Below are 20270 nucleotides of genomic sequence, written 5' to 3'. Positions count from 1 at the left end.
CGCCCGCTAAGGCCCCGCGCACCATGACTGACGATACCGCAGCGCGCGATTACCGGGACACCGTCTTCCTGCCGAAGACCGATTTCCCCATGAAGGCCGGCCTCCCCCAGAAGGAGCCGGGCATTGCCGCGCGCTGGGAGCAGATCGGGCTGTATGAGGCGCTGCGGAAAGCCCGCCGGGGGCGCGAGAAATTCATCCTCCACGATGGCCCGCCCTATGCCAATGGCGACATCCACGTGGGCCATGCGCTGAACCACATCCTCAAGGACATGGTCTGCCGCACCCAGAACCTGCTGGGCCGCGATGCGCCTTACGTGCCCGGCTGGGACTGCCACGGCCTCCCCATCGAATGGAAGGTCGAGGAGCAGTACCGCAAAGAGAAGAAGACCAAGCCCGTACTCACCGGCGCAGGGCGTGACGAGGCGGCGGTCAAGGCCTTCCGCGACGAGTGCCGCGCCTATGCGCAGCGCTGGGTCGACGTGCAGCGCGGGCAGCTGAAGCGCCTCGGCATCATGGGCGATTGGGACCACCCCTACCTCACCATGCAGAAGGAGAGCGAGGCGGTGATCGTCGCCGAGCTGCTGAAGCTGGCCGAGGCGGGGAACCTCTACCGCGGATCGAAGCCGGTGATGTGGTCCCCGGTCGAACAGACCGCGCTGGCCGAGGCGGAGGTCGAATACGAGGACATCACCTCGACCCAGATCGACGTGGCCTTCGAGATTGTCGAGAGCCCGATCCCCGAACTGGTCGGCGCCCACGCGGTGATCTGGACGACGACCCCCTGGACGATCCCGGTGAACCAGGCTTTAGCCTATGGGCCGGAGGTTGAGTATGTGCTCGTTCGCGAGACGATCCTGCCTGAGAATGGACCAAGTTCCACGGGACGATCTTTCCTCGTCGCCAAGAATTTGATGATCCAATTCGGCGACCGGATCGGTTTCCTCACGGATAGCGGCGAACCGCATCAAATTTTCGAGCGCATATGGGAAGGCAAAGGCTCCGACCTCGCCGGCACCCTCGCCCGCCACCCGATGCACCATCTCGGCGGGTTCTACGCGGCACCTCGCCCGCTGCTGCCCGGCGACTTCGTCACCACCGACAGCGGCACCGGCCTCGTCCACATGGCGCCCGACCACGGCGAGGACGACTTCGAGCTGTGCAAGGCGAACGGGATCAACCCCGTCTTCGCGGTGATGAACGACGGGCGCTATCGCGACGACTGGGGCTGGCTCGGCGGCGCGGACGAGCGGCGCATGAGCGTCATCAACCCCAAGTTCAACGCGCCCGATGGCCCGATCTGCTCGGACCTGCGCGAAGCAGGCGCGCTGCTTGCCGCGAGCGCGGACTACGCCCACTCCTACCCGCATTCGTGGCGCTCCAAGGCCAAGGTGATCTTCCGCTGCACCCCGCAGTGGTTCGTGCCGATGGACAAGCCCACTTCCGTCACCCCAGCGAAAGCTGGGGCCTCGGGCGGCAGTGACCATACGCCCGAGGTGCCAGCTTCCGCTGGCATGACGTTGAGAGAGATTGCGAGCGCCGAAATCGCGCGGGTAAAATTCATCCCCGAAAAGGGCCGCAACCGCATCGGCGCGATGGTCGAAGGGCGGCCCGACTGGGTGCTTTCGCGCCAGCGCGCATGGGGCGTGCCGATCACGCTGTTCGTGCGGCCGGATGGCTCCTACCTGCAAGACCCCGCCGTCAACGCCCGGATCGTTGCGGCGGTGAACGCGGACGGCATGGACGCGTGGAACAGCGCCAACAAGGCGGCCTTCCTCGGCCCGGACCACAACCCCGACGATTTCGAGATGGTCACCGACATTCTCGACGTGTGGTTCGACAGCGGCTGCACCCATGCCTTCACCCTTGAGAGCGGGCGCTGGCCGGACCTGCAATGGCCCGCCAACCTCTACCTAGAAGGCTCCGACCAGCATCGTGGCTGGTTCCAGTCCTCGCTGCTGGAAAGCTGCGTCACCCGCGGCCGCGCGCCTTACGATCAGGTTCTCACCCACGGCTTCACCATGGATGCCAAGGGCAAGAAGATGTCGAAGAGCCTCGGCAACACGGTCGATCCCTTGAAGGTGATGGAGACCTACGGCGCGGACATCATCCGGCTGTGGGCGCTCAGCGTCGACTTCACCGAGGATCACCGCATCGGCGATGAAATCCTCAAAGGTGTTGGCGACCAGTATCGCAAGCTGCGCAACACCTTCCGCTACCTGCTCGGCGCGCTCGACGGGTTCGTGGGCGACATGAGCGATGGCGGCGCGCTGCCGGAGCTGGAAGTCTATATCCTCGCGCTGCTGTCCGAACTGGACGGCAAATTGCGGACGGCGGCGGAGGCTTACGACTTCAACCTTTACACGCGCCTGCTGGTCGATTTCTGCAACGAGGATCTGTCGGCCTTCTTCTTCGATATCCGCAAGGACGCGCTCTATTGCGACGGGCCGGACAGCGTCACCCGCAACGCCTATCGCACCGTGCTCGACCTGCTGTTCCACGCGCTGGTGCGCTACGCCGCGCCGGTGCTGGTGTTCACCGCCGAGGAAGTGTGGCTCTCGCGCTATCCCGAGGATGGCGAGGAGGATGACGAGGGCCAGCGCGGCTCGGTCCACCTGCTCGAATGGCCGAGCGTGCCGGGCGTGGTGGTCGAACGCGCCAAGTGGGACGCGCTCAGGGCCCTGCGCGATTCCGTCAACGAAGCGATCGAGCCGCTGCGGCGCGACAAGACGATCCGCTCCAGCCTCGAAGCCGAAGTCACCGTCCCCGCCGCCGCGGTGCCCGAAGGCGTCAGCGACGCGGCTCTGGCTGAACTGTTCATCACCGCGACAGTCACCCGCGGGCAAGGCGACGGGGTGACCGTCACCAAGTCCCACTATCACAAATGCGGCCGCTGCTGGCGGCTGCTGCCCGACGTCGCCGAGGACGGCGCGTTGTGTGGGCGTTGCGATGCGGTTGTCGGTTCATGAGCGGCCTGTTCACCCGCAATCGCCTGATCGGTCTTGCCATCGCGCTGGTGGTCGCAGGGCTCGATCAGCTGGTGAAGTGGTATGTCACCGGCCCGCTCGCGCTGCGGCGGCTGGGCGACACAATCGACCTGCTACCCTTCTTCGACCTCACTTATGCCGAAAACCGCGGCGTTTCGCTGGGGATGCTGCAAGCCCACAACATGGAGACCCGCTGGCTGCTGGTGCTGGGCACCATCGTGGTCGCTGGCGTGGTGCTGGTGTGGATGATGCGCGAAAAGCGGCTGGCGGACATCGCGGGCCTTGCGCTGATCCTCGGCGGGGCGCTGGGGAACATCCGCGATCGCTATGTGCTGGGCTATGTCATCGACTATGCCGATTTCCATATCGGCACCTTCCGCCCCTTCCTGATCTTCAACCTCGCCGACGCCGCGATTACCGTGGGCGTCGTAATCATCCTTGCCCGCAGCCTGCTGGTGCGCGACAAGGAAGACACTGATACGGGGGAAAGCCCCCGCGGAGAGACTCACAATGCGTAGATTTGCACCCGTGATCCTGCTGGCCGCCGCTTCGGCGATGCTGGCAGCCTGTGGCGGCGGCGGCGGGGTGTTCAACCGCGAACGCCCGGACGAGTTCGCGGTGCAGCGCCAGGCCCCGCTGGTGGTGCCGCCCGACTTCACTCTGACCCCGCCCGCCCCCGGCGCCCCGCGTCCGAGCGAAGGCACCGCCTCGGAACAGGCGCTCGAAGCCCTGTTCGGCGGCCCCGCGCCGCGCAGCAAGGTGGAAACGAGCATGCTCGACCGCGCCGGAGCCGCTGCGCCGAGCATCCGCTCGCAGGTGGGCGACACCGGCACCAACACGGTCGCCAAGGGCAGCGTCACCCGCGACATCATCGCCGCGCCCGAAGGCGACGGTCAGGCCGCGCAGACGGTTATACCTTCCTGATTTTCGCCCGCCATCCGGCGGGCGATTTCCTCGCTCATGCGGCCTGAAGGCCGCGTCGCTGCGGGCGCGCAGTCGCGCTTGCGGTCGCTGCGCGACCGATTGCAAACCGATCGGGCTTCAAAATACGGTCGCAAAGCGACCGCAAGGCCGGAGTCGAAGCCGAAGGCGCAGACGTGCGTAGCACACCTGCATGGCCGCCGCGGCTTATGCCGCGAAAGCCAAGGCGGACGAATGTCCGCCGCCCGGCGTCTGAGGGTCAATCAAGAAGCCCCTTCTTCGCGCACCCGGCTCACCAGCAGCTTGTCGATCCGGCGGCCGTCCATGTCGACCACTTCGAAGCGCCAGCCCTGATCGTGGAAATGTTCGCCCTCGTGCGGCAGCTTCTTGAGCACCGACAGGGCATAGCCCGCCGCCGTGCCGAACTCGCGGTCCTCGCTGTAATCCAGCCCCAGCCGGTCGGCCAGCGCATCGGCTGAGAGCGAGCCCGAGACCAGCAGCGAGCCGTCCTCGCGCTCGACCACCGCGGGCAGGTCGCCGCCGTCGCTGTCGCTGGCGAAGGTGCCGACGATCGCGGTGAGCAGGTCGACCGGGGTCACGATCCCTTCGAAGTGCCCGTATTCGTCGTGCACCACCGCCATCGCCACCTCGGCCTGCTGGAGCACCCGCAGCGCGTCCATCGCATCGAGCTGATCCGGCACCACTTCGACCTTGCGCATCATCGCCCGGATCGACACCGCCTGCCCGGCAACCAGCGCAGCGAGCACATCGCGCACCTTGACCACGCCGAGGATCGCATCGGGCGAGCCTTCGGCGACCGGCAGCAGCGAGTGCGAGCTGTCCTCGATCGTCTCGCGGATGTCGGCAAGGTCGGCATCGGCCTCGATCCAGTCGACTTCGGTGCGCGGGGTCATCATCTCGCGCACCGGGCGTTCGGCCAGCCGCACCACGCCGGTGAGGATCTGGCGCTGTTCGGCCTCGATCACGCCCGAGCGGGTCGCCTCGGCAAAGATCATCTGCAGTTCTTCGGCGGTGACGCTGTCTTCACCCCCGCGGCGGATGCCGAACAGGCGGATGATCGCCCCCGAGCTTGAATCGAGCAGCCACACCAGCGGCGCGGCGGCCTTGGCGATGAAGGCCATCGGTCGCGCCATCACCAGCGACACCGGCACCGCCGCGCGCAGGGCCAGCTGCTTGGGCACCAGCTCGCCGATGATGAGGCTGAGATAGGTCGTGATGGCGATCACCACCGCAAAGCCGGTCTCGTCGGCATATTCGCCCGGAAGGCCCAGCCATTCGAGCCGCTCCCCCACCGGGCCGCCCAGCGACGCGCCCGAATAGGCCCCGGCGACGATCCCGATCAGGGTGATGCCGATCTGCACGGTCGACAGGAACTTGCCCGGATCGGCCGCCAGCTGGATGGCAATGCGCGCGCTGACAGAGCCCGCCTCGGCCTTGGCTTCCAGCGCGCTGGTCTTGGCGCTGACGATGGCAAGCTCGGACATGGCGAAGACGCCATTGATCACGACAAGCACGAGAATGATCAGCAAATCGGCGACAGGAAAGGGGGCCATGGCCATTCCGCTAGCACAATCGCACCGCCTTGCCATCCAGTCCCGCGAGGATGGAACATAAAGACCACAGCCCGGCTTTGCGTTCAGGAACGGTGAAGGCGAGACCCGCCATCGCCGCCACACGTCGCGTCATCATCTTGTCGCCGCACCGGCTTCGTGAGATGGAGAGCGAGAGGACGAAGGGAGATATCTATGACTATTTCACGCATTCTGATGTCGGGCACTGCGGCGCTCGCACTGCTCGGCACGACCGCTGCCTGTGTTACCGATCCGAACACCGGCGAGAAGAAGATCTCGCGCACGGCGATCGGCACGGGTCTGGGCGGCACGCTCGGCTATCTGCTCGGCGGCGCGATCGGTGGCGACACCGGGCGCATCATCGGCGCAGGGATAGGCGGCTCGGCCGGCGCAGTGCTGGGCAAGCAGTATGACGACCAGATCAAGGAACTGAAGGAACAGACCGCCGGCAGCGGCGTCGATGTCGAAGAAGTCGGCGATCAGGACGCGATCCTGGTGCGCCTGCCCGACGGCGTGACCTTCGCCACCGGCTCGGCAGCGATCAATCCGGCCTTCCGCGCGACGCTCGACAGCGTCGCCGATTCGCTGATCCGCTATCCCAACAGCCTGATCGATGTTTACGGCTTCACCGACACCACCGGCTCGAACGCGCTCAACCAGCAGCTTTCGCAGCAGCGCGCGCAGGCCGTGGCTGATTATCTGGCCGCGCGCGGCGTCGCCCGTTCGCGCATCGCCACGCAAGGCTTCGGCGAGCAGTATGACTATCTGCGCGTCAAGACCGGCGACAACATCAACGAACCGCTCAACCGCCGCGTGGAAATCAAGATCATCCCGGTCAGCCAGGATGACGTGAACGCCGCGCGCGGGAATTGATTTTCTAATCGTCACACAGGACGGGCTGCCCGGAAGGGCGGCCCGTTTTGCGTTTCAGCGCAGCGCAGCAGCCCGCTCGGCCAGTCGCGCGACCGCTGCAGCGTGGATCGCGGGCGAGCACACCAGCACGCCGAAATCCCTCGGATCATGCTTGTTGTAGGCGAGCGGCTGGCCGAAGGCGTCGCTCACCTCGGCCCCGGCCTCGCGCGCGATCAGCGTGGCGGCGGCAATGTCCCATTCGTAGCCCCAGCGCAAAGTGGCGACGAGATCAGCCTCGTCGGCGGCGACCATCGCGATCCGCAATGCAATCGAATTGGGCTGATCGACCGCGACCAGATCGCTGTCGTCGCGCGGCAGGCTGTGAGTGGGGACGCGCGCGCCGCTGAATTCCGTTCGCTGGCTCGCTCGGAGCGGCACGCCGTTGCGCGTCGCCCCCTGCCCTGCGACCGCGACCCATTCCTCGGCCCGCGCCGGGGCGGCGAGCATCCCGATCAGCGGCCTCCCAGCGCTCACCAGCGCGACCGAGACCGCCCAGCCGGGGCGACCGCGCACGAAATCGCGGGTGCCGTCGATCGGGTCGACCAGCCAGATGAGGCCGCTCGCCGTGCGCGCCTTGTCGTCGGCGGTCTCCTCCGATAGCCATGCGGCGGACGGCAGCAAGCGACCCAGCTCGCGCCGCAGGAACCGGTCGACCTCCAGATCGGCCTCGCTCACCGGGTTGCCGGGGGTCTTGTCCCAGCTGTGCAGGGCATGGCCCGCCCCCGGCCAGCGCGATACGGCGATCCTGCCCGCCTCGCGGACGATGGCCAGAAGGTGGTGCCTGTCAATCATGAGAGCCTGTCGTGTTGGCCGTGCCGCAGGCACTTTTCAAGAGGGGCGATCCGTGCTTAGGCCCCGCGTGGACGAACCTCTCCCCAGGATACGCATTGAAGGGATCGATACGCAATGAACGTTCATGAATATCAGGCCAAGGAACTGCTCGCCCAGCACGGGATCGCGGTCCCCGCAGGCCATGCCGCGCTCAGCGTCGAAGAAGCGGTCGAAGCCGCCAAGAAGCTGCCCGGGCCGCTCTATGTCGTGAAGGCGCAGATCCACGCGGGCGGCCGCGGCAAGGGCAAGTTCAAAGAGCTGGGCCCCGACGCCAAGGGCGGCGTGCGCCTCGCCAAGAGCCTTGAGGAAGTGGAAGCCCACGCCAAGGAAATGCTCGGCAACACGCTGGTCACCATCCAGACGGGGGATGCGGGCAAGCAGGTCAACCGCCTCTACATCACCGACGGCGTGGACATTGCCAAGGAATACTACCTCTCGCTGCTGGTCGACCGTGCCACCGGCCGCGTCGCCTTCGTCGTTTCGACCGAGGGCGGGATGGACATCGAGACCGTGGCGCATGACACGCCCGAACTCATCACCACCTTCAGCGTCGATCCCGCACAGGGCTTCCAGCCGCACCATGGCCGCGCGGTGGCCTTCGCGCTCAAGCTCAAGGGCGATCTCAACAAGCAGGCGCAGAAGCTCGCCAAGCAGCTCTACGACGCCTTCCTCGCCACCGATTGCGAGATGCTCGAAATCAACCCGCTGGTCGAAAGCGAAGACGGCAAGCTGCTGGTGCTCGACGCCAAGATGAGCTTCGACGGCAACGCCCTCTATCGCCACAAGGATATCGAAGCCCTGCGCGACGAGACCGAGGAAGACCCGGCGGAAGTCGAAGCCAGCGAATATGACCTCGCCTACATCAAGCTCGATGGGAACATCGGCTGCATGGTCAACGGCGCAGGCCTTGCGATGGCGACGATGGACATCATCAAGCTGAACGGTGCCTTCCCGGCCAACTTCCTCGACGTGGGCGGCGGCGCCACCACCGAGAAGGTGACCGCGGCGTTCAAGATCATCCTCAAGGACCCGGCGGTCGAGGGCATCCTCGTCAACATCTTCGGCGGGATCATGAAGTGCGACGTGATCGCCAACGGCATCGTGCAAGCTGCGAAGGACGTGAACCTGCAGGTTCCGCTGGTGGTGCGTCTGGAAGGCACCAATGTCGCGGAAGGCAAGGCGATCCTCGAGAATTCGGGCCTCGCCATCGTCAGCGCCGACAACCTTGGCGATGCCGCGCAGAAGATCGTCGCGGAAGTGAAGAAGGCGGCCTGAGGCACGCCCAGAACATCCCGGGCGAGGCTGGCCGCGTAGCTGTCTCGCCCGGACCTACCGCCATCCTGCCTCACTTGACGTTTACGTAAACGCAAGCTAGGCGGGCGGCCAAGGGCTGTCAGGCCCACGTGATTCTTTGAGAGGAAGGACAAATCCCATGAAGATCCTCGTCCCCGTCAAGCGGGTGATCGATTACAACGTTAAGCCGCGGGTCAAGGCCGACGGCACGGGCGTTGACCTTGCCAACGTCAAGATGAGCATGAACCCGTTCGACGAGATCGCGGTCGAGGAAGCCATTCGCCTCAAGGAAAAGGGCGCGGCGACCGAGATCGTCGCCGTCAGCATCGGCCCGGCCAAGGCGCAGGAAACGCTGCGCACCGCGCTCGCCATGGGTGCTGACCGTGCGATCCTGATCGAAACCGACGAAGAGGTTGAACCCCTTGCCGTCGCCAAAATCCTCAAGGCGATTGCCGATGAGGAGCAGCCCGGCCTTGTGATCCTCGGCAAGCAGTCGATCAGCGACGATTCGAACCAGACCGGCCAGATGCTCGCCGCGCTCATGGGCCGTCCGCAGGGCACCTTCGCCAACACCGTCGAAGTCGATGGCGACAGCGTCACCGTGAAGCGCGAAGTCGATGGCGGTCTACAGACCGTCAAGCTTGCGACCCCCGCGATCGTCACCACCGACCTGCGCCTGAACGAGCCGCGCTATGCCTCGCTGCCCAACATCATGAAGGCGAAGCAGAAGCCCCTCGCGACCAAGACCGCTGCCGATTACGGCGTCGACCTGACCCCGCGCCTCAAGACCATCAAGGTCGCCGAGCCGCCGGTGCGTCAGGCAGGCGAAAAGGTCGCCGACGTCGCCGCGCTGGTCGAGAAGGTCAAGGCGCTCGGCATCGCCTGAGCCCGCCACGGTATTTGAGAGGTTATTCCCATGAAGACTCTGGTTCTCGTCGAACATGACAACACCAAGGTGGCCGACGCGACGCTCGCGGTGGTCACCGCTGCGGGCAAGCTGGGCGAAGTGCATCTGCTGGTCGCGGGCCACAATTGCGGTTCGGTCGCTGAAGCCGCCGCCAAGATCGCAGGCGTGGGCAAGGTCCACGTCGCGGATGATGCAGCCTATGCCAACGGCCTTGCCGAAAACGTCGCCCCGCTCGCCGCCGCGCTGATGGCCGATCACGACGCCTTCCTCGCGCCCGCCACCACGCAGGGCAAGAACGTCGCCCCGCGTGTCGCCGCGCATCTCGACGTGATGCAGGTCAGCGAGATCCTGTCGGTCGAAGGCCCCAAGACCTTCACCCGCCCGATCTACGCCGGCAACGCCATCGCCACGGTCGAATCGACCGATGACAAGCTGGTCATCACCGTCCGCGGCACCGCCTTCGAAAAGGCCGCGACCGAAGGCGGTTCGGGCACCATCGAAGCCGTGACCGGCCCCGGTGATGCAGGCACCTCCAGCTTCGTGAGCTCGGAAATCGCCAAGAGCGAGCGTCCCGAACTGACCAGCGCCAAGGTCATCGTTTCGGGCGGCCGCGCGCTGAAGGATGCGGAAACCTTCGAGAGCACCATCACGCCGCTCGCCGACAAGCTCGGCGCCGCCATCGGCGCGAGCCGCGCGGCGGTCGACGCGGGCTATGTGCCCAACGACTATCAGGTCGGCCAGACCGGCAAGATCGTCGCCCCGGAAGTCTACTTCGCCATCGGCATCTCGGGCGCGATCCAGCACCTTGCGGGCATGAAGGATTCGAAGGTCATCATCGCCATCAACAAGGACGAGGACGCCCCGATCTTTCAGGTGGCGGATATCGGCCTCGTCGCCGATCTCTACACCGCGGTGCCGGAGCTGACGAACGCGCTGTAAGGCGCGATTCTTCAATGACTTGAAATTTTGAGAAACCCCTGTCAGGCTAAGAGCCTCTCAGGGGTTTTTCGTATGCTTCGCGCCTTTATCGTCATCGCTGCCACGGCCAGCGCCGTTTGTCCGATTGCGGCATCAGCCGAACCCATCAAGCTCAAGCCCCGTTCGGACTGGGACCTGCGCGAGTATGACGACAAGTGCCGAATGATCCGCACCTACGGTTCGGGTGAGGACGAGTTGACGCTGTGGATCGACAAGGGCGGCCCGGGGCCGGGCGTCAACCTGACCCTGATCGGTCGGGCGGTGCGCAATCCCTATGGGGCTTTCGTCCGAGTCGGCTTCGCGCCGGGTGAGCCGGTCGAGCGCAATTTCATCACTGCCACATCGAGCAAGGGCCGTCCGGTGCTCGGGCTGTTCGGGGTGCAGCCGGTCTCGCTGCTACCCGACACGGCAGAAGCGGCGACCAGCCAGAAGCCGTCAGGCGAGGAGACGGTGGATTTTGCCGATGCAGCGCTCACCGGTCAGGCCTCCGAAGCGACGATGAGGCAACGTTACGAGGCGATCACCAGTCTCGAAATGGCAGGGGCCATTATCGACCCGATCACTCTCGAACTTGATGGCTTTCTACCAATGATGGTCGATCTGCTGGGATGCACCACCAAGCTGCGCGAGCGGCTTGCGCGCGTCGGCAATGGAGACGGCACTGGAACGGGGGTCAGAACGAAGGACGAAGCACTTTGGTCACAGAAAATCGCGGCCAACTATCCCTCGCACCTGTTGCGCGCAGAGCAGCAGGGCACTGTGGCCGTGCGCCTGACGGTGAACAAAGATGGCAAGCCGACCTTCTGCGAAGTGACCGCTTTCGATGGCCCCGCCTCGTTCAATGACACCGCCTGCCTGCAATTGCTTCGCCATGCGGTTTTCGAACCGGCAACCGATGCGGCGGGAAATCCGGTGGCCGGATTCTTTTCGACACGGATCACCTATCGACTGAACAAATAGTCAAATATGCAATGACTTGAAATTGCAAGAAACCTAACGCATTCTGTGACCCTATCGAAAGGGTCGCCCGTGCGCATATCGCTTCTCACCATCGGTCTCGCTCTGCCCGCAGTGCTTGCCGCCATGCCCGCCCAGGCCAAGGTGGTGGAGATCACCCCCAGCAGCCGCTGGAACCTCGATTACGGCGAGACCAAGTGCCGCCTTGCCCGGCTGTTTGGCGAGGGGGATGCAAAGCATGTCTTGTTCCTCGAGCAATATTGGCCGGGCCAGCGCGTGGGCATGACGGTGGCCGGGCCGTCGTTCAAGCGGTTCGCCAGCCGCGCGCGCACCGACCTTGCCTTTGCCGAAGGGCAGGAACCGCGCCGCACCGAACCCTTCGCCGGGGCGGTCGAAGGCTATGGCGATGCGGTGATCTATTCGCAGATCAATATCGGGGCCGCGCTGCGCGACGATGCTGAGGAGGCCGCCGCCGATGCAACCGAAGACCTGACCCTGCCGCTGCTCGACAAGGAGGGCGCGCGCAAGGCGCAGTTCGTCGGGCTCAAGCAGCGCGGGGACGAATATCGGCTGATGACCGGCCCGCTCGACCAGGCGTTCGAAGCGCTCGATGCCTGCGCGCTCGATCTGGTCGGCAGCTGGGGGCTCGACGCCGAAGCGCAGCGCACCGCCACCCGGATGCCGCAATGGACCAACCGCGACGGCGTGGTGCGCCGGATCGTCGCGACCTACCCGCGCGAGGCCGCGCGGACGGGCGAGCAGGGGATCATGCGGATGCGCGTGATCGTCAGCCCCGAAGGCAAGGTGGAGGATTGCGTGATCCTCAAGGCGACCGAAACCGACCGGCTCGACAGCCCCGCCTGCCGGGCGATGGCGAATGCGCAGTTCGAGCCCGCGCTGGACGCGGCGGGCCAGCCGATGCGCTCCTTCTTTGCGGAGAGCATTGTCTATCAGATGGGGCGATAGGCCCTTGCGCTAGAAGGAGAGGTTGCGGCACGCGGCCGGGGTTTCGGGAACGTCCGGCACCCGGCCCACCGCAACCCACACTCCGTCGACGCATTCGTTGTACCCTTGCGTCTCCAGATGGCGCGCGAACAGCCAGTGCGCGCTGAAGGGGAGCACGATCGCGAAGGGCAGGAGGCAGGCGGCGATTGCCAGCAGGCGTTTGACCGCATCACCGCGCGGCCCGTCGATATCCTGCCCCCGACCACGCCCGACATAAAGGGCCGACGCCAGCGCCAGCAGAGAAAGGGCGCTGGGCAGCGCAACCCAGCCGGTCTCATCCCACACGATAATCGGCGCGCGGCTCACGATTGCATCGACAAAGCCGTAAATATGGGTGGCGGAGAGAACCAGCAGCGCCGCGCCGAATAGGCCGAGCCCCCAGCCCAGCACCCGACCAGAGCCCTGCACGCTGCCGTCACCAGAGCCTGTGCCCATCCCGATCGGCTACCATATCCGGGGGATGCGCGGCAGGCTTGGAAGACTGGGCAGGCGCGGGAGGCTGGGCAAGCTGGGCAAGCTGGGGAGGCTCGGAAGACTCGGAAGGCTGGGCAGACTCGGCAGGCGCGGGACGTTGGGCGGGGTGCGGCGGCGCGGAAGGCTGGGCGTGTTCGGCCAGTTCGGCACGCGCGGGAAGTACTTGTCGATCTCGCGCAGGAAGCGGCGGCGCGCGCTTTCGGCAGCCAGATCGACCAGCTCGTCGAGCACCTGCGCCGCGCTGCGGAGGGCGAACAGTTCGGCATCGCTGCGGATTTGGCGCAGCCGGGCGTTTATCCTGGCGATCTTTTCGTCGAGGAACGCCTGAAGCTTGCGCGTCCAGCCATATTTGTTGTCGAGGTAGTCGAGCGCCAGCGACACGCCGATGCCGACCGCCACGGCCACGATCAGCGGGCCGAGGGCAAAGGCACCGACTGCCGTGCCGACCGCCGCCGCCCCGGCCAGCGCGCCGATCGCGGTCGAGGCGCCGATCTTGGCGATATCGGTCGACAGCTGCCCGATGAACTGGCCCAAGGTGACATTGTCGCTCAGCACGAAATCGGCGACGTTCCACACGGTGATGAGGATGATCGACAGGATGCCGCCTTTGCGCACCGCCTGCCGCACGCCCTTTTCGCCGATGCCGAGGCTGACGACCTTGGCATTGGTCACGCCGTAACGCGTCCCTGTCAGGATCTTGCGCAGGCCCGGGCGGCCCTTGAAGATGACGTGCATCTTGCCGGCATAGGACTTGTAGGCGACCTTGCCGAGCGGTGAGCCGAGATCATTGGCGAGCTTGGTCAGCGTCGCCACATCGCCCACGGTGGCAAAATAGGTCGCGAGATAGCGCGAACCGTCGCGCGTGTAGGTGTTCCAGAACTGCGTCGCCCGCGCTTGGGTCATGGCGCCGCTGTCGACCTTCGCGGTCAGCCACAGCCGCACCATCGACGCTTCGTCGAGGACGTAGAGTTCCTGATCGTCGGCCATGCCACCCCCTGCAATTCGGACAGGGGGCTGCAATATCACAAGTTCGGGGATTCCAGAACGCGCAAAGCCGCGCCTCGCTCAGGGTCGCGCGGTGGGCAGGCTCACAGGAAGCTGACGATGAAGTGCAGCGTCATGCCGACCAGCCCGCCCACCAGCGTGCCGTTGATGCGGATGAACTGGAGGTCGCGGCCGACCGCACCCTCGACCCGGTCGGTGATGGTCTGCGCGTCCCAGCGCCGCACCGTTTCCGACACCAGCCGCACGATCTGGTCGCCGTAGCGGGTCGCGACGCCGACCATCGTGCGGCGCGCGAAACGGTTGATCTGGAGCTGCAACCGCTCGTCCTGCTGGAGCGCCAGCCCCAGTTCGGCGAGCATGTTGCGCATTTCCTCTCCCATCCCGCTTTCGGGATCGCGCGCGCGGGTGATGAGCGAGCGGCGGATGCGTTCCCACACCCCCGTCCACCACACCGCCACCGCCGGGTTGGCGATCAGGTCGCGCTTCATGTCCTCGACCTTGGTGCGGGTTTCGGGATCGTGCTGCAAGTCCTGCCCCAGCTTGGCGAGGCCCTCCTCGATCTTGCCGCGCAGGGGGTGATCGGGGTTCACCAGCACCTCGGCGAGCAGCTTGTAGAGGCCATCGAGCACGCTGGAGGAGATGGTCTTGTCGATCCCCGCCCAGCGCAGCACACCCGCTACGCGCTGGTGGATGATGTCGCGCAGCGTGTCCTCGTTGTCCTCAATGGTGAGGCCCGCCCAGCGCACGAAACCGTCGATCAGCGGCTGGTGGCGCTTGTCGGCCATCGTGGTCTCGATCATCCGGCCTGCGAGCGGGGCGATGTCGAGCTTGGCGAGCTGGCCCGCAAGGCCGGAACGCACCTGCGTGCCGAGCCGGTCGGGGTCGAGGCTTTCGAGCACCTCGGCCAGCAATTCCGCCGCGCCCGAAGTGAGCCGCGAGCGTTCGTCGGGGCCGCCACGTTCGGGTGAGGCCGCCAGAAACTCGCCCGCCGCCTTGGCGATGTTCATCCCCGACATGCGCCGCGCGACGACGGCCGGGGTAAGAAAATTCTCGCGCAGGAAGGCCGCCATCGTGTCGGCAATGCGGTCCTTGTTCTCGGGGATGATCGCGGTGTGCGGGATCGGCAGGCCGAGCGGGTGGCGGAACAGCGCGGTGACCGCAAACCAGTCCGCCAGCCCGCCGACCATTGCGGCCTCAGCAAAGGCGTTGACGTAGCCCCACGCGGGATGCCCGGTCATGGCAAGGCCGTGAGTGGCGATGAAGATCACCGCCATCGCGGCGAGCATCGCGGTCGCGGCGATCCGCATCCGGCGCGCGCGGTCGACGGTCAGCGGCTGGCCGCCAAAGGTCAGGGGCACGGAGGAACGCTTCGCCATTACATTGGCCTTAGCCCGCAAAGAGGCCGTTCGTCACGCCCTCACTGTCACTCGGCAGGCTCATGGCCCGATGCGGGCTTGCCGAGGCCGGGGAAGGTGGGGCTGGGGAAGGCGGGGCCGGGCGCGGTCTCCTGCTGGCCGTGCTCGTCGCCCGGCTTGTAGGTCAGCATCTTGGCGCGCAGCCACGGGCCGACGCGCTTCTCCAGCCCGTCCGCCAGACTGAAGCCCGCGGGCACGATCAGCAGCGTCAGCAGGGTGGAGAGCACCAGCCCGCCAATCACCACGATCCCCATCGGCTGACGCCAGGCCCCGTCGCCCGAGAGCGACAGCGCCACCGGCACCATCCCTGCGGTCATCGCCACGGTGGTCATCACGATCGGCTGGGCACGCTTGTGCCCGGCATCGAGGATCGCATCGAGCTTGCCCACGCCCTTGTTCATCTCCTCGATCGCGAAGTCGATCAGCAGGATCGAGTTCTTCGACACGATCCCCAGCAGGAGCAGAATCCCGATATAGACCGGCATCGAATTGGGCTGGCCCAGCAGCCAGATCAGCAGAATGCCCCCCAGCGGCGCGAGCAACAGCGAGGTCATGTTGACCAGCGGGCTCATCAGCCGCTTGTAGAGCAGCACCAGCACCGAGAACACGAGGCCGAACCCGGCGAAGATCGCGATGATCAGGTTGGTGATCAGCTCGGCTTGCCATTCCTCCTCGCCCACCACGTCGCGGATCACGCCGACTGGCAGGGCTTGCAGCACCGGCAGCGCGTCGATCTGGGCCTGCGCCTCGCCCTTGAGCACGCCTGCGGCGAGATCGGCACCCACCAGCACGCGGCGGTTCTGGTTGTAGCGCTGGATCGCGGTCGGGCCGGAGCCGAAGGTGATGTCGGCCACTCGGCTCAGCGGCACCGAACCGCCACTCGGCAGCGGCACCGGGATGTTCTCGATCGTACGGAAATCGGTGCGCGCCGCTTCCGACAAGCGCACCACGATCGGAATCTGGCGGTCCGACAGCGAGAAGCGCGCGGCGTTCTGCTCGATCTCGCCCAGCGTCGCGATGCGGATCGTCTGCGACAGGGCGGCGGTGGTGATGCCCAGCTCGGCGGCGATCTGGTCACGCGGGGTGATGATGATTTCCGGGCGGTTGAGATCGGCGCTGATGCGCGGGGCGACCAGCGATTTCAAACCCTTCATCTCCTCGACCAGCCGGGTCGCGGTCTGATCGAGCAGCACCGGATCGCTGCCCGCCAGCATCACCGTCATGTCGCGGCCCGAGCCGAACCCGCCCGATTGCGACTGGAACCGCACGCGCGCATCGGGGATCTTGGCGAGGTCGGGCGCCAGCTCGCGCTCGAACTCGATCGAACTGCGCGCGCGATCCTCGCGCAGCTTGACGAAGATCGACGAAGTCTCGCCCAGCCGGATGCGTTCGAGCAGGCGCTCGACCTCGGGCTCCTCGCGCAGCCGCGCGGCGACCGAATTGACCACCCGCTTGGTCTGGGCGAGCGTGGTGCCGGGCACCATCTCGATCTCGACGCGGCTGTTTTCGTCATCGATGGTCGGCTGGAACTGGCCGGGAATCTGGCCGAACAGCAGGATCGTGACGAGGAACGAGAACCAGCCGATCCCCACCATCCAGATGCGGTGATCGTAGAACCGCGCGGTCATCCAGCGCAGGCTTTGCGCAACGCGGCTATCCCCGCCCGAGGGCGCTTCGATCGCCTTGAACGTCACGAACGCGGCGAGGAACGACAGCAGCGAGACCAGCAGCACCAGCACCACTTCGAACAGCTTGGCGACCAGCCAGTTGGCGGCGGCGTTGGTGTCGGATTCGACCGCAGCGGCAATCTGCTTGTGCACGTCGAGCCCCAGCAGGCCCTTCCACGGCGGAGCGACGCCGGCGCCTTCGGCGATCGCGCCGGAGACCGCTCCGCTCGCCAGTTCGAACATGGTGAGCGCGGGGACGATCAGCAGCACCAGCACCACCAGCAGCATCCCCACGACATAAAAGACGCGGTGGCGCGGGCCGGTGATCCCGGCGCGGCGCACGGCCATGCGCCCGGTGTCGAGCGTCCAGCTGAGCACGCGCATGTAGAGGTCAAGCGCCGGGCCGCCGCCATGTTCGGCGTGGCCCTTGGCCTTGAGGAAATAGGCCGCCATCAGCGGGGTCAGCATACGTGCGACCGCGAGGCTCATCAGCACCGCGATAACCACGGTGATCCCGAAATTCTGGAAGAACTGCCCCGACACGCCCGGCATCAGGCCCACGGGGAGGAACACCGCGACGATGCAGAAGCTGGTGGCGACCACCGGCAGGCCGATTTCGTCGGCGGCGTCGATACTCGCCTGATAGGCGGTCTTGCCCATGCGCATGTGTCTGACGATGTTCTCGATCTCCACGATCGCATCGTCGACCAGCACGCCTGCCACCAGCGCAAGCGCCAGCAGCGACAGGAAGTTGAGGTTGAACCCGAGGTAATCCATGAAGAAGAAGGTCGGGATCGCCGACAGCGGAATCGCCACCGCGCTTATAAAAGTCGCCCGCCAGTCGCGCAGGAAGATGAACACCACCACCACGGCCAGCACCGCGCCTTCGACCAGCGCCCACATCGAGGACTTGTACTGGCCGCGGGTGTAGGTCGTGCTGGTGGAAAGCTTGATGAACTTCACGCCGGGATTTTCGGCCTCGATCTTGTCCATCTCCTCCAGCGCGGCGTCATAGACCGTCAGGTCCGACGCCCCGCGCGCGCGGCTCATGGCGAAGTTGACGACTTCCTGGCCGTTCACTTCGCTGATCGAGGTGCGCTCGGAAAAGCCGTCACGCACTTTGGCGATGTCGGCAAGGCGCACCGTGCGGCCACCGCCCAATTGCAGCTGGGTCTGGGACAGCTGATAGGCGGTGTCCGAATTGCCGAGCACCCGCAGCGATTGCCGCGTGCCGCCGATCTCGGCGAGGCCGCCTGCGGCATCGAGATTGCCCTGGCGCAGCACCGCGTTGATCTGCGAGGCGGTGACTCCGAAGGCCTGCATCTTGGCCGGATCGAGGATCACCTCGATCTGCCGGTCGACCCCGCCGAAGCGGTTGACCTCGGCCATGCCGTTGATCTTGAGCAGGCGCTTGGCAACGGTGTCGTCGATGAACCAGCTGAGCTGTTCCACCGTCATGTCGTCGGCCTCCACCGCGACATAGCCGATCGGCTCGCCCACCACGTTGACCTTGCGCACCTGCGGTTCGAGGATGCCGTCGGGCAGGCTCCCGCGCACGTCGTTGATCGCGGTCTCGACTTCGCTGACCGCCTCGATCAGGTTGGTGCCGATCTCGAATTCGACGAAGGTCTGCGAACTGCCCTCACGCGCGGTCGACTGCAGCGAATTGACCCCAGCGATCGACCGCAGCGAGGCTTCAACGCGCTGGGTGATCTGGTTCTCGATCTCGGTCGGCGAGGCACCGGGCTGGGAGATGTTGACCATCACCGCCGGGAATTCGACGTCGGGGTTGTTGGTCACATCCATCCGCAGGAAGCTGACGATCCCCGCGATCAGCAGGATAGTGAAGGCCACCAGCGGAATCACCGGATTGCGGATCGACCAGGCCGAGATGTCCTTGAGAGCCATGTTATTCCTGCCTGTTGCGCGCCGGTCTTGCTGCTTGCCCCGTCAGTTACGCGCCGCAGCGCGCGGGGAATGGACGCCTTTTACTTCTTGAGCGGTTGCGGGTTGACGGTCTCGCCGGGGTTGAGGAACCCTCCGGCACGCAGCACCACGCGCTCGCTGCCATTGAGGCCCTCTGTAATCGCGAGGCCATCGGGGGTGACCGCGCCGGTCTTCACCGCGCGGCGCACGGCCTTGTTGTCCGGTCCCACGACATAGACGAAGCTGCCCTCGCTGTCGGCCAGCACCGCGCTTTCGGGCAGCACCGTGGCCGAGAAGCTGCCGCTGTTCAGCCGCGCGGTGGCAAAGCCGCCGGGCCGCAGTTCGGGCGCGAAGCTGAGCGCGATGCGCGCGGTGCCCTGCCGGGAGGTCTGATCGATCACCGGAGAAACCTGCCAGACCTGCCCCGAAAATTCCTTGCCCGAACCGGTCGGCACAATGGTCGCCGAAGTGCCCACCGAGAGCTTGGCGAGCTGTTCTTCGGACACCTGCGCGAGCATTTCCAACTCGCCCCCGCTGGCGATGGTGAACAGCGTCGGGGAGCCTGCGCCCACCGTCTGCCCGGGCTCGACATTGCGGGCCAGCACATAGCCTGAGGCCGGGGCGTAGATATTGAGCCGTGCGTTGCGCGCGCGCTGTTCGCCGAGCTGCGCCTGCGCCACCCTGACGCGCGCGGCGGCGGCATCGCGGGTTGCGGTCAGGCGGTCGACATCGGCCTTGGAGATGAACCCGCGCTCGACCAGTTGGAGCGCGCGGTCGAGGTTCGCCTGCGCCAGATTGGCATCGGCGCGGGCGACTTCGATCTGGGCGGATTGCGCTTCGGCCTGCTGGACCTGCACCGAACGGTCGATCACCGCCAGCACCTGCCCTTGCTGCACCCAGTCGCCCGCATCCACGGTGACGCGCAGCACCTGCCCGCCTTCGCCGACCACGCCCACCGGCATGGGGCGGCGTGCGGCGAGCGTGCCGGGCGCTTCGATCAGCCCGGCGACCATCGTCTTGCCCGGGGAAACCACGGTGACAGAGGGGGCCTGGGCATTGTCGTCATCGACCGCCACCGGCTCTCCGCCGACCAGCGCGAACCATGCGGCGATCGCCAGCAGCAGCCCGAACACGCCCAGCCCGCCGAGGATCAGCCAGCGCGGGATGGCAGGCGCGGCAAGCGTGCGCGCACCGGCATATTCGGTTCTCACCCCGTCGGCGGCTTCTGCCGTGATGGTCGTTTCGTAGTTCATCGCCGTTCCCTGACCTGGGCCAGAGCCGCGCTGCGACCCCGGCCCAAGTGTATTATTCGCATAAGTCACCAAGTGCAACGCCTGATAGATTGCCACACGTTGCAGGGCAATGCGCGCATCGACCGATGACTTTCAGCCTAGACGAAAGGC

General features: G+C 66.1%; 16 protein-coding genes. 9 read left to right on the top strand and 7 right to left on the bottom strand.

Going from position 1 to position 20270, the window contains the following annotated elements:
• Positions 1 to 23: 23 nt before the first annotated feature.
• From ileS to BZF59_RS04030, 3 genes are read left to right on the top strand one after another with little or no spacing between them, the layout of a single operon-like run.
• The gene (gene ileS / locus BZF59_RS04040; RefSeq protein WP_086606960.1) at positions 24 to 2966 is read left to right on the top strand and encodes an isoleucine--tRNA ligase; all 2943 of its coding nucleotides are present in this window, start codon (positions 24 to 26) and stop codon (positions 2964 to 2966) included.
• On the top strand, positions 2963 to 3502 hold the full coding sequence (gene lspA / locus BZF59_RS04035) for a signal peptidase II (protein ID WP_086606959.1): 540 nt from the start codon (positions 2963 to 2965) through the stop codon (positions 3500 to 3502). Before ileS ends, lspA begins: the two co-directional genes overlap by 4 nt.
• Positions 3495 to 3908 (top strand): DUF3035 domain-containing protein, encoded by a 414-nt coding sequence (locus BZF59_RS04030; RefSeq protein ID WP_086606958.1) that lies wholly within the window; start codon positions 3495 to 3497, stop codon positions 3906 to 3908. The genes lspA and BZF59_RS04030 overlap by 8 nt, the downstream gene beginning before the upstream one ends.
• Before the next feature lie 260 nt (positions 3909 to 4168).
• Here the strand turns inward: BZF59_RS04030 and BZF59_RS04025 are convergent, their stop codons facing one another.
• The gene (locus BZF59_RS04025) at positions 4169 to 5479 is read right to left on the bottom strand and encodes a hemolysin family protein (RefSeq protein ID WP_086607080.1); all 1311 of its coding nucleotides are present in this window, start codon (positions 5477 to 5479) and stop codon (positions 4169 to 4171) included.
• A 192-nt stretch (positions 5480 to 5671) separates the two neighbouring features.
• On the opposite strand from BZF59_RS04025, the gene BZF59_RS04020 reads away from it, so the two are divergent.
• The gene (locus tag BZF59_RS04020) at positions 5672 to 6370 is read left to right on the top strand and encodes a YiaD family glycine zipper/OmpA-like lipoprotein (protein ID WP_086606957.1); all 699 of its coding nucleotides are present in this window, start codon (positions 5672 to 5674) and stop codon (positions 6368 to 6370) included.
• 54 nt (positions 6371 to 6424) lie between these two features.
• Here the strand turns inward: BZF59_RS04020 and BZF59_RS04015 are convergent, their stop codons facing one another.
• A complete protein-coding gene (locus BZF59_RS04015; RefSeq protein WP_086606956.1) occupies positions 6425 to 7201 on the bottom strand; it encodes a 3'(2'),5'-bisphosphate nucleotidase CysQ in 777 nt (258 codons plus the stop codon).
• Between the two features lie 114 nt (positions 7202 to 7315).
• Between BZF59_RS04015 and sucC the strand changes: the two genes are divergently transcribed.
• The 5 genes from sucC (at position 7316) to BZF59_RS03990 (ending at position 12341) form a co-directional block, all read left to right on the top strand.
• The gene (gene sucC / locus BZF59_RS04010; RefSeq protein ID WP_086606955.1) at positions 7316 to 8515 is read left to right on the top strand and encodes an ADP-forming succinate--CoA ligase subunit beta; all 1200 of its coding nucleotides are present in this window, start codon (positions 7316 to 7318) and stop codon (positions 8513 to 8515) included.
• A gap of 157 nt (positions 8516 to 8672) precedes the next feature.
• Complete coding sequence (locus BZF59_RS04005; RefSeq protein ID WP_086606954.1) at positions 8673 to 9419, top strand: electron transfer flavoprotein subunit beta/FixA family protein; 747 nt, start codon at positions 8673 to 8675, stop codon at positions 9417 to 9419.
• Between the two features lie 30 nt (positions 9420 to 9449).
• Positions 9450 to 10379, top strand: a complete 930-nt coding sequence (locus tag BZF59_RS04000; RefSeq protein WP_086606953.1) for an electron transfer flavoprotein subunit alpha/FixB family protein — start codon at positions 9450 to 9452, stop codon at positions 10377 to 10379.
• A gap of 72 nt (positions 10380 to 10451) precedes the next feature.
• A complete protein-coding gene (locus tag BZF59_RS03995; protein ID WP_086606952.1) occupies positions 10452 to 11378 on the top strand; it encodes an energy transducer TonB in 927 nt (308 codons plus the stop codon).
• Positions 11379 to 11447: 69 nt separating this feature from the next.
• The gene (locus BZF59_RS03990; RefSeq protein WP_143738084.1) at positions 11448 to 12341 is read left to right on the top strand and encodes an energy transducer TonB; all 894 of its coding nucleotides are present in this window, start codon (positions 11448 to 11450) and stop codon (positions 12339 to 12341) included.
• 9 nt (positions 12342 to 12350) lie between these two features.
• Here the strand turns inward: BZF59_RS03990 and BZF59_RS03985 are convergent, their stop codons facing one another.
• The 5 genes from BZF59_RS03985 to BZF59_RS03965 form a co-directional block, all read right to left on the bottom strand.
• Complete coding sequence (locus BZF59_RS03985; RefSeq protein ID WP_086606950.1) at positions 12351 to 12815, bottom strand: hypothetical protein; 465 nt, start codon at positions 12813 to 12815, stop codon at positions 12351 to 12353.
• Between the two features lie 9 nt (positions 12816 to 12824).
• Positions 12825 to 13841, bottom strand: a complete 1017-nt coding sequence (locus BZF59_RS03980; protein ID WP_086606949.1) for a hypothetical protein — start codon at positions 13839 to 13841, stop codon at positions 12825 to 12827.
• 101 nt (positions 13842 to 13942) lie between these two features.
• Positions 13943 to 15235, bottom strand: coding sequence for a DUF445 domain-containing protein (locus BZF59_RS03975; RefSeq protein ID WP_086606948.1), 1293 nt, complete (start codon positions 15233 to 15235; stop codon positions 13943 to 13945).
• A 47-nt stretch (positions 15236 to 15282) separates the two neighbouring features.
• Positions 15283 to 18849 (bottom strand): efflux RND transporter permease subunit, encoded by a 3567-nt coding sequence (locus BZF59_RS03970; RefSeq protein WP_086606947.1) that lies wholly within the window; start codon positions 18847 to 18849, stop codon positions 15283 to 15285.
• 80 nt (positions 18850 to 18929) lie between these two features.
• On the bottom strand, positions 18930 to 20120 hold the full coding sequence (locus tag BZF59_RS03965; RefSeq protein WP_086606946.1) for an efflux RND transporter periplasmic adaptor subunit: 1191 nt from the start codon (positions 20118 to 20120) through the stop codon (positions 18930 to 18932).
• Positions 20121 to 20270 lie beyond the last annotated feature (150 nt).

Source organism: Erythrobacter donghaensis (genome assembly GCF_002155425.1).
Classification (GTDB): domain Bacteria; phylum Pseudomonadota; class Alphaproteobacteria; order Sphingomonadales; family Sphingomonadaceae; genus Erythrobacter; species Erythrobacter donghaensis.
The sequence above is the reverse complement of the archived record's forward strand: the minus strand, read 5'-3'. Positions and strand labels throughout refer to the sequence as shown.

Coding starts and splice junctions, on each gene's coding strand:
- ileS (WP_086606960.1), top strand. CDS start 24: ATGACTGACGATACCGCAGCGCGCGATTACCGGGACACCGTCTTCCTG.
- BZF59_RS04005 (WP_086606954.1), top strand. CDS start 8,673: ATGAAGATCCTCGTCCCCGTCAAGCGGGTGATCGATTACAACGTTAAG.
- BZF59_RS04015 (WP_086606956.1), bottom strand. CDS start 7,201: ATGATTGACAGGCACCACCTTCTGGCCATCGTCCGCGAGGCGGGCAGG.
- BZF59_RS04025 (WP_086607080.1), bottom strand. CDS start 5,479: ATGGCCCCCTTTCCTGTCGCCGATTTGCTGATCATTCTCGTGCTTGTC.
- BZF59_RS03965 (WP_086606946.1), bottom strand. CDS start 20,120: ATGAACTACGAAACGACCATCACGGCAGAAGCCGCCGACGGGGTGAGA.
- sucC (WP_086606955.1), top strand. CDS start 7,316: ATGAACGTTCATGAATATCAGGCCAAGGAACTGCTCGCCCAGCACGGG.
- BZF59_RS04000 (WP_086606953.1), top strand. CDS start 9,450: ATGAAGACTCTGGTTCTCGTCGAACATGACAACACCAAGGTGGCCGAC.
- BZF59_RS03995 (WP_086606952.1), top strand. CDS start 10,452: ATGCTTCGCGCCTTTATCGTCATCGCTGCCACGGCCAGCGCCGTTTGT.
- BZF59_RS03970 (WP_086606947.1), bottom strand. CDS start 18,849: ATGGCTCTCAAGGACATCTCGGCCTGGTCGATCCGCAATCCGGTGATT.
- lspA (WP_086606959.1), top strand. CDS start 2,963: ATGAGCGGCCTGTTCACCCGCAATCGCCTGATCGGTCTTGCCATCGCG.
- BZF59_RS04020 (WP_086606957.1), top strand. CDS start 5,672: ATGACTATTTCACGCATTCTGATGTCGGGCACTGCGGCGCTCGCACTG.
- BZF59_RS03980 (WP_086606949.1), bottom strand. CDS start 13,841: ATGGCCGACGATCAGGAACTCTACGTCCTCGACGAAGCGTCGATGGTG.
- BZF59_RS03985 (WP_086606950.1), bottom strand. CDS start 12,815: ATGGGCACAGGCTCTGGTGACGGCAGCGTGCAGGGCTCTGGTCGGGTG.
- BZF59_RS03975 (WP_086606948.1), bottom strand. CDS start 15,235: ATGGCGAAGCGTTCCTCCGTGCCCCTGACCTTTGGCGGCCAGCCGCTG.
- BZF59_RS04030 (WP_086606958.1), top strand. CDS start 3,495: ATGCGTAGATTTGCACCCGTGATCCTGCTGGCCGCCGCTTCGGCGATG.